This window comes from Nostoc sp. XA010 (genome assembly GCF_020829625.1).
Classification (GTDB): domain Bacteria; phylum Cyanobacteriota; class Cyanobacteriia; order Cyanobacteriales; family Nostocaceae; genus Nostoc.
This window is the reverse complement of record NZ_JAIVFX010000085.1, coordinates 1-9,420: the sequence shown is the minus strand read 5'-3', so window position 1 is coordinate 9,420 and position 9,420 is coordinate 1. Positions and strand designations below refer to the sequence as shown.

5 protein-coding genes and 1 pseudogene are annotated in these 9,420 nt (G+C 45.1%); all 6 read right to left on the bottom strand.

What is annotated here, in order from left to right; all coding sequences use genetic code 11:
• The coding region (locus tag LC608_RS35405; RefSeq protein WP_374108493.1) for a reverse transcriptase domain-containing protein at nt 1-902 on the bottom strand (902 nt) is incomplete at its 3' end.
• 701 nt (nt 903-1,603) lie between these two features.
• Nucleotides 1,604-2,026: pseudogene (locus LC608_RS35400) on the bottom strand (RNA-guided endonuclease InsQ/TnpB family protein); the annotation flags it as partial.
• Nucleotides 2,027-2,138: 112 nt separating this feature from the next.
• A complete protein-coding gene (gene brxL, locus LC608_RS35395) occupies nt 2,139-4,166 on the bottom strand; it encodes a protease Lon-related BREX system protein BrxL (RefSeq protein ID WP_229557973.1) in 2,028 nt (675 codons plus the stop codon).
• A gap of 82 nt (nt 4,167-4,248) precedes the next feature.
• Nucleotides 4,249-6,840: a PglZ domain-containing protein gene (locus tag LC608_RS35390; protein WP_229557972.1), complete on the bottom strand. Its 2,592-nt coding sequence runs from the start codon at nt 6,838-6,840 to the stop codon at nt 4,249-4,251.
• A gap of 131 nt (nt 6,841-6,971) precedes the next feature.
• Nucleotides 6,972-8,642, bottom strand: a complete 1,671-nt coding sequence (locus LC608_RS35385) for an RNA-binding domain-containing protein (protein ID WP_229557971.1) — start codon at nt 8,640-8,642, stop codon at nt 6,972-6,974.
• On the bottom strand, nt 8,639-9,244 hold the full coding sequence (locus LC608_RS35380; protein WP_229557970.1) for a BREX-1 system adenine-specific DNA-methyltransferase PglX: 606 nt from the start codon (nt 9,242-9,244) through the stop codon (nt 8,639-8,641). Before LC608_RS35380 ends, LC608_RS35385 begins: the two co-directional genes overlap by 4 nt.
• Between the last annotated feature and the right edge of the window lie 176 nt (nt 9,245-9,420).

The following is a 9,420-nucleotide window of genomic DNA, read 5'->3' as shown; positions in this document are numbered from 1 at the left end:
GTTATGTTTTCGTGGAGAACCACAAAGTCATCAGCATAGCGGATTAAGTTCAGGCTGGCTAGGTTGTCCCGTTTCCCCCCTGGTAATGTTTCCGCATATTGCTTTATCTGATTTTCTAAACCGTGAAGGGCTATGTTTGCCAAAAGTGGGGAGATGACCCCACCTTGTGGTGTTCCCTCAGATGTGGCGGTAAATGCTCCTTGGTCTATAACGCCGGATTTTAGCCAAGCTTTTATTTGTTGCCTGACTTTGCCTTTGACGTTCAACTTTTGGAGCAGTACTTCATGGTTGATGCGGTCAAAACATTTGGCTATATCGGCGTCTAGCACGAATTTTGCCTTGCCTTGAATACAGAGTTTAATCTGTTTTATCGCATCGTGGCATGACCTTCCGGGTCTAAATCCATAGGAATTTGGCTCGAATACCGCCTCCCATTCTGGCTCAAGTGCAGCTTTAACTACAGCTTGTAGTGCGCGGTCGTACATTACTGGTATTCCTAATGGGCGTTTTTCTTCTCTTCCTGGTTTTGGAATCCATACTCTACGAGTAGGTTTGGATTTGCCAGTTAGCTTTAATTGCCCTGCCAGTTCAAGACGTACTTTTGGGGGCAGTGACTTCAGACCGTCCACTCCTGCCGTCTTTTTACCTTGGTTTTCCACTGTTACCCTACGTACCGCTAGCACCCTATTAGACCAAGACCTCATCAGCGTCTTTTGGAGTTTGCGGCATAACTTGACATCACCACGGCGGGAAGCAGCATAGATGCGTTTTTGCAACTTAAAGACATATCTTTCAGCTTGTCGCCAATTGATAGTTCTCCATCCCTCAGTATTCATTTCTGAATCCGAATTAGGCTTATTCATGGCTACTGTTACCTCTAGCTTTCCCACACTGCGGCTCACGTCTGCTTATCCTGGCAGTTACGCCATCCCTTTTAAGGCATTACCCGTTAATTCGGGTTAGGCTTTTGCTTCTTGAGTCATCCTGCGCCTTCATGTCTTATGGCTGATGCCTACCTGTTACCAATTTCAGGAGAACATGAGGGGTTGTTTCGTTCCCAATATCCATAATTGAGCCTTTAGGGTGTGTCTCTCCACCGAGGTTAAGAGTGGTGCGCTATCACGGTTTACGAATCCTGATAGTCTCTACCTTTGCCGGATATTTCCAACACAAGGAATGAATTGTATTCATTTGCTTATTTTCCTTGTTAACCGGATGACGATGGTTCAGGTGACACTTCGCTTTCTCTACCCATTGGACTCTTACTTGCAGTAGGTGCTTTCAGCAATTACCACCTATTCCTGCTTTCACCCCCGCTTTACACCTTTGATAATCAGTCTGCGATGTAGGGGCTACCAGAATTCTGGTAGTTTGTGTGCTTTTAATCCCGCACCGGGACAGTAGGATTTGGTGTATTTTTGATTGGGTTATAATTCAATTTAGTCATTTGAATATTTTTTTTCCTTTCTCATCTAGCTGTCTAGGCTAATGCTTGGCTAGATTTCCTCACCTACATGGATATTGAGTTGTCACTGGTTGAGGATTGAAGTGCGAACTCTACCCGGAGTTGGGTTACTCAACCATTGCCAGTCATCCCCCTTGTTCAGGTTTCGACTGAACGAATCGCACCAAAGGTTTCGGTATGCCCCACCGTAGTTAATCCAAGTTTGAGAATATTGATGCTGGCGTTTACGTCCCTATCTTCTACATAGTTGCAGTGAGGACAAACATGAGTCCTTGTAGATAGAGACTTCTTCACTTTTTGCCCACAGTTGGAACAATTTTGACTAGTGTTATGGGGAGGCACGGCAACCGTTACCTTCCCATATTTATGTCCAAAATACTCTAACCACTGACGAAAAATTGACCAACCAGCGTCAGATATTGATTTAGCTAGATGTCGGTTCTTGACCATGCGCTTCACATTTAAATCTTCATAGGCTACCAAATCATTAGATTGGATGACGGAATACGCTAATCTCTTGCAATATTCTTTTCGCTGCCTACTTACTCTTAAATGCTTGCGCTCCATTTAACATTCATCGCTGAGGATTTTTCATTAACCCAACAGATTGCCTAGAACCTGTTTTCAAACTCGTTGTATCCTAAAACGTGGCAACTTGAGATATACAATTTGATCAATTCACACCCAAAGCTTTCATAGCTGCTGTCAATGGGTCACTGTAAAAAATGGGATCAACCCGCTCCATGATGTCTGCTGACACCTCTAGAAAATGACGCTTATTTTCAATTGGAATTAAGGCACGACGCGCCCCATTATCCATTCCTAGTTGCAGTGGTTCAGCTAAAGAACGAACAGCTTTAATATTGCCTTGAATGCTGAGGTCGCCTAAAATTAACAACCCTGACTGCACTGAATGTTTTTTGATGGCAGAATATATCGCCACCAATAGGCCAACTCCTAAGTCGCAAGAAACACGATTTGTTAATAGATCAATAGCTTCAACGTGAAAATCAGTTGTTGCTACAGTCTGGGCAATTCCCATATTGACCTTGTTTCCTTGAATGTAGGCAAAAGCTCGATTGATCGATTCCTTCATATTGCTGTCAATGCCACCAGCCACTTTCAACTTCCCAGTCCCGGCAGCACACCCTACTTCCAGACGATACAGTCCTACTTTGCCTTGGTCATCTACTGAAGCAACATAAAGACTACCAGGAGCAAGGGGATCTGTAGAAATTAAATCCCGCGCACCTTCTTCTGGTACGCCAACGTAACGTTCTTCGCGAGTGTCGATATCTATGTAAGAAAAGGAAGTCTGATGATACTCGAAGGAACCCATTTTCTTCAATTGTTCTTTCACTCGGCGACGGCCTTCTACTGCCAACTCCACTAGTTCAGACATTTCTTCTTTTGTCACGTCCCCACCAGGGTGGATTAACTTAACTAATCCTGCCACTGTTTTGCGGACAGCTTTCACGTCGCGGGCATTAAGGTGAGAACCTAGAGAAAAGTAGTGGTCAACCAACTCTGTGAAATTATGGTGGCGTAATTCCCGCAATGCTTCAGCAAGATAATCCACGACAAACCCATAATGATCTGTGAAAAACTCAATTCGCATTTTCGGGATTTCCCAGCCGGGAATATAATAATGAATCCGGTCGAGAAAAGCCATGTCTTCACGAATTATGTCTGGCATAGGTGTGAACAAATGCGAAGACCGCACCATAACTTCCACTGGTTGGTTCGTATTACCAAACATGGCTAAGGAGGCACTTCCTGACAATGCCTCTTTGCCTCTGGCAAACGTCCCAGATTCGCAGTAGGTTTTGAGGGTGGTGATGACTTCTTTGGGCATTTTTTGCAGGTCAGCCACCTCGTCAAATGCTACTGCATCCCATAAGCCAATCAGCCCCATTTTACCCGTGGCCATGTTGTAGAAAAGGTTAGCAACAGTAGTAGGCCCAGTCAATAAAATGGCGTAGGGGCTAAGTTCTTGATAGCCATAGGATTTGCCAGTACCACGAGGGCCAAGTTCAATTAGGTTGTAATTTTGTTCGCACAAGGGAATGAGTCTGATCAGAAACAGCAATTTCATTCGGCGATTAAAGTGACTAGGTTCTAACCCAATGCTGCGAATTAGCAGGTCAATCCACTCATCAGTACTAAACTGGCTGCGGCACTGGCGGTATTCGTCGAGATCAAAAGTCGCAAGTTGAATTGGCTTAATATTGTCAACCCAAAAAGGACTACGTTTACCTGATGCTTCTTCATCAAATTCGTGGCGTAGGTCTACCTGTGCCCAAATCCCACCCATTAGCAGTCGGTCATAATCTTTGATGTAGCGGTCTGGGATATGAACGTATTTATGACCAAAGTTAGTAAACTCTGCCCAATATTTGTCGTCTTCAGAAAGATAGCGAACTTTAACTTTATCAATAAGGGTGTGCCGCCCTTTTTCACGGACGAGGGATTGGGCTTTATTGGCTTCGTCAGGGCGGACAAAGTTTTGAGCTAGGGTAGAATTGACAACTTTCAGACCAGCATCAATGGCAAAAGGGTCGTTAGTGGCACAGTATTTCCCCAACAAGTATTCCAATACAAACACCGGAACATTGACCCCAACTTTGACTTTTCGCACCAAGTCTTTGCGAACAACTTTACCTGCGAATACTGATGCTGCTTTTTTGTCTAGTTCCGGCATTGATTCTCACCTACATTAAGCTGATACGCTTTTAACCTACTTAATCAAGATAAGCAAACAAAGTTTAAACCTTTTTAATTGATTAAATGGCGATCGCTATCTCTATCTTTGATATCCTTGCTAATTCTGCACCACTGACGGCATCCAGTAGATGAACGGATGCTACTGTTTTAGCTGGCTGATCTTGTGTAATCATCAAGGCTACAGTATTTGATTCGATAGCTCTGGGATTATCGGCTTTTTTTTGCAGTTGTACATCACCTGTTGCTTCTTCAAAGCCATAGGAGGCAGTGGCAGGTTGAGAAATACAATCTTTTTTCACTCGCACCTCTACCCGCACTTTGGGAGGTACTAGTTCAAATATGCCTGTAGCGTCGCCTTTAATTGTTACGGAGAAAAAGCGTGTGCTAATTTTTTGACTGCCTGGTTCGATTGTCCAAGAGATTTCACTAGTAATTCCTACAGATATATTTTGCTTAGGTATTAAAGTAACTACAGGTATGATCAGTTCTTGAGGTGACAAGCCGCCATGAAAGTAAGCTTCTGTCCCACCTTTGACTTTAAAACAAGCAAAGTTCCAAGGTGTAGCAATTTCTAAATCTCCGCCTAAACCAAAATCTGATAGTTTAGCCCGCAGAAAAGCAGTATCAGCCCTTCCCCCTTTACCAACCCAAACGCGCCGATGTAGGTCTGCGGTGTCGCCACCAGGAGAATCGATTTTCATATCCTCGGTGAGTTCTTCCCCAAACAGATAGCCGTGGTCAGCAGCAAAAATAATAGTTTCTACACCCAATTCGGTGAGAACCCGAAACGCTTTCTTTAGTTCATTCAGAATTTCATCCATTGTCCGGCGGGCAAGACGCACGTTGTCGCCTTCGCCAATAGAATCTATTTCCTGCGAGGTCACGAGAATTAATTTGGCTTGCTGGATGCTTTCTCGTTCTTTTCTCTTCGGTTTGGGTAATAAATCTCCCAGTTTGGTGACAAAAACATTTACTCCGGTGTTGTCTTGAAGGAATTTGATCCGTCCTGGTCGGTCTTTGACAACTGTGCCGTTAATTTCTAGCCCCAGTTTACTGTCACCAGCAGTTACGACGGTGGCTGATGTCTCTGCACCCGGAAGAAATGCCGCCATGCCAATTTCGGTGATTGTTGGAACTGTTGCGATCGCTGCTTGAATTTCTAGGTTATAGTCCTCTCTCAGAGTTTGGCTTAATTCCCACGCCATTTCATAGCGTAGAGCGTCTACCCATACATAGGCGGTTTTACCCTCTGCTAATTTAGGTTTGACTGCTTTAATAAACACTTCAGTTTGCCGCATGATGCCAGGAAGACGGAACTTAGCTGCTTCATAGCGGCGGACAAAAGCTTCAGCTAACTGTGAACCAACATTCATGTAGCGATTTCTGGCTTGGTTCACCAGCTTTTCTAAACTTTGATAACGGTCATGCAAACCCCACTCAAAGTCATGCCAGCGGCGTTCTAGATGGCGGTGGTAAGTATCTAGTACGCACCAAGGCGTTTCTGTATCGGTGTAGGCATTAAAGATAGTTTGCACATCAGCCGCAGGTGATTTCAATTCTCTCTCAATGCGGTTAGCTTCTTGTAGCAGTTGACCTGCTACGGCAGTTAGCGCCCAATGTGCCTGAACATCAGGATAATTCTCTGACCAAAAACTTGATTGCCGGGATTTGATAATTTCGTCAATTTGTAAATTAACATCCGTTAGCAAGGTGGTTTCGATCAGGCGTTGCAGCGTCTTTTCAACAGCAAGAAAAGTTTCTAGGTTGGCTATTTGGTGCTGTTGCAAGTCAAGAGATGCGATCGCTAATTCTGTTTCGACTTGATTGGCATGGTTGATGTAGCTCTCTTTGAGGTCACGCCGCAATCGCCAGGTTTTAGCTAGGTTAATACAAGCGTCGCGGGTGGCAGATTTTGTGGCAATTTGGATACTACTTAACTGGTTGGGAATGTCTCCCTGAATGAGGTTGATAAATTCGGTGGCGAGGATGTGTCTTGCTAGTCTTACACGGTAGCTACTCGGAGATTCCTCGGCTGGGAGTTGGATTTCAAAAGTGCTTTGCAATAATACAGCAAGTTCTTGGCTAGCGCTTTTACTGATAATGGCACGGTCATAGTTTTCACTTGCCAAAAAAGTCAATGCTACTTCTTGGGGATTCCCAGTACCAAAGATAGTGATGACAACTCCTTGGGTGATGCCTTCACCTTTTTCTGCGATCGCATTCAGTTCCGCTAGGGTCAGTTTTCCCGCTTCTACCTGTTTTTCGATAATGGCGGTTGTATCGTCTCCCAAGATGGGTTTTAAGGCATTGCGGGCAACCACAGACAGTTTGGTGTTGCGGCTGGGAGGTTGTTGTCCTGGTTTCATGATTACGCCTGCGGCTTCTAATTCCACTAAGGCGTTATTAGTTTCAATAGGATCGATAGGTACGTAAATTAGTAATCGAGGGGGGTTTAAGTCATCCAGGAGATGGTCTATTTTGTGGCGTAAACCAAAAAAGGTATCGGAGTAGCAGGTAACGGTTGTATTGTGAATACTCAGGGTATGCACAATCTCAGTGTAGTGGCGGTCAGGGTCATACCAGACAACGATGCCATTATCGTCTATTTGCTTTGTAATTAGTTTGCAGAGGTAATTAGTAACAATAACCATATCAGTTAGGATGATTGGCCAGGAAAGCGTGATTATCTGTCCCTGGATTTATCACCCCACTTTACTCACGGATTCGCGTGATTAAACACGCCTGCGCGTTTAAAAAACACGCATCGCGTGTTTCGGCGCGATTATGGCTTAACATAATAAGCTCCTCGACCTTTGCCCACTAATCTCAACTGCTTGCTAGCACTTAATTTACGCAGCAGGTGACTCCCTTGGTCTTCGCTAATCCGACATAGTTCCATCGCTTCTTGTCTGGTAATTTTGCCGTGAGTATTTACATAACTTATTACCATTTGCTCTTGCTGGATGGAATCAAAACCGGCTTGTCGAACGTAATCGGCTGACTGTCCCAATTCACGATAAATTCTTGGACTTAAAGTGTAGGTACGCCCTTTTTTGACGCCGTGAGCTTCAACTAAACCCGATTCTACTAGGCGTTCTAGCACGCTGCGGGCGATCGCTTCATTCCGTTGAATGGCTTGAGCTAGGGTGGTGGTATCTAACCGTCTTTCCTGGCGCAATTGAGCCAAAGCAATCAGAGATTCAACCGGGAGAGGACTTTGCCTGCGATTTTCTTCTTCGATCACAACCTGCAAAAGCGGTAGATCAGCTTCTCCGCCGGGAAGCCTGACGACTACTGAATATGCATCACTGCGTTGATAATCGGGTGCAGGTCGTCCGTAGCGGAGTAACCCCTGGTAAATTAAATCTACACCGCGTCCGGTACGTTCGGCGAGTCCAATGCGCTTAATAGCATCGGCTAAGAAGGGATTTCTGGGTCTGGGTTCTACAACTAGCAGGTTTTCTAAGGTTACACCTTCGACAAATCCTCCTGGGTTGCTGATGACAATGCCGTAATCTTCCCAACGGACGTGAACTGCTCCCATTCGGGTATAATCCCGATGAATTAAGGCATTAACAAAAGCCTCACGAAATGCACGTCGGTCGTAGTTGGGAACGGGTACGCGAAATAGACCGATCTGGATTTCATCTTCTTCAACACGCACTTCAAACTGTTCCAAAACTCGCTCAAACAGTTTCAACATGGGTGTGCGGTAAAAATCATTAACTCGCACTTGAGTACCTTCGAGTAATTGAAAGGCAACTTCATGAGTTGGTATGTGTTCCCGCAGTGCTGCTTCTCGACCTAGAATCAGTAATCCTGTGACTGTAGGAACGCGATCGCCTAGCGTGCCAAAGGTATCGCTTTTACGAGAACGCGCAAACCCCAAAGCACCGTCTAGTTCTTCATCACTGAGGGATAACAGAGTGCGATCGCCCCCATAGCGTTCTATTAGTTGGCGCAGACGTTCCCGTTCTAGAGGGTCAAAGTCGGCTACAGTGGCTGCGTCTACTGGTAATGATGAGTAATCAAGATAACCTACATCGGATTGACGACTGGCAAATTCGTGGGGATAGAAGGGGATGCACTGGGGAGTCCCGTCGGCTTGTAGGCGACGACGCTGTAAAAGACCATCAGAAGTGGCTACCAGACGTGGAGATTTGGGGACTTGAATCTGGGCAATGGTTTGACCTTCTTCCTGAAGTCCTGTAACACGGACACTGACCGGGGGGTTAGTCCGGTTAGCAATCATGGCAGCTAAAGTAGATAAATTCTGATGTTGGGGATGCAAACCAGTCACCTGGCCATCATCTTCAACGCCGAGGTAAATTTCACCACCATCGGTATTAGCAAGGCACACGACTGTCTCAATCAGTTCTCGGTCAGGTAGACGAGAGCGATCGCTTTTGAACTCGACTGTGAGAGATTCTTTTGTTGGGATAGTGCGGATCATGCAGATATTATCCCTTTTGCCCTCAGTTGTTTACCAATAGAAGACCACTCATATTTACCAGCAGTCAATTCTTGCCAATATTTTTTGGCTTCACTCCAGGGTACTATTTCCCACAAAGGAGCGATATTAAGAACAACGCCATCGTTGAGGTCTGGTTCTAGGTTGAGGTTAGCGGCGCGGCGCAGTTTGTCTTGGAAGTCGTACAGTTCGGAAATCAAGGATTCCTGACGGTCAATCTGTTTTTCTAGTTGTTTGGCAGCTTTTCCTGATGTGCCTACTGCTTCTTGTTGGCTGCGGAGTTGTTGCAGGTTACTTTCTTCTAAGCGCAGTTTGGGTTCGACATAGTTAACCAGGGCTTTGAAAAGGATATCTTTATCTAAGCGATGATAGTAAATCCAAATGCTGTAGTTTTTGTTAGAGGATTGCAGTAGCCAATAAATGGGGGCTTTGCGGCGGCTTTTTGAGTAGCGTTTAATGTGGTCAGTCCAAAAACCACCATTACTAGGTTTGCGGAAGTAGTCGCGCAGGCCTTTAACGCCAAGAATTTCGCAGGCTTCTTGTTCGATGGCTTCTGATTTATCGCCCCAGATGACTTGTAGCACATCGCACACGCGGCAGATAATATCGTCGGGATGGTCTAGGTCGTCTACTAAAGAACTCTTGCATAAATATTTTGTGGTATAATCAAGGGTTGCTTTTCCCTATATTTGAGGTGGTGAAAATATCATTAGCATACCAAGCTTTTTGATTGAGTATGAGCCAGCGATCGCTAGCTAAA

What these genes read in the sequence shown, in the direction of transcription:
- brxL (WP_229557973.1), bottom strand. Translation starts at nt 4,166, where the DNA reads ATGCCGGAACTAGACAAAAAAGCAGCATCAGTATTCGCAGGTAAAGTT.
- LC608_RS35390 (WP_229557972.1), bottom strand. Translation starts at nt 6,840, where the DNA reads ATGGTTATTGTTACTAATTACCTCTGCAAACTAATTACAAAGCAAATA.
- LC608_RS35385 (WP_229557971.1), bottom strand. Translation starts at nt 8,642, where the DNA reads ATGATCCGCACTATCCCAACAAAAGAATCTCTCACAGTCGAGTTCAAA.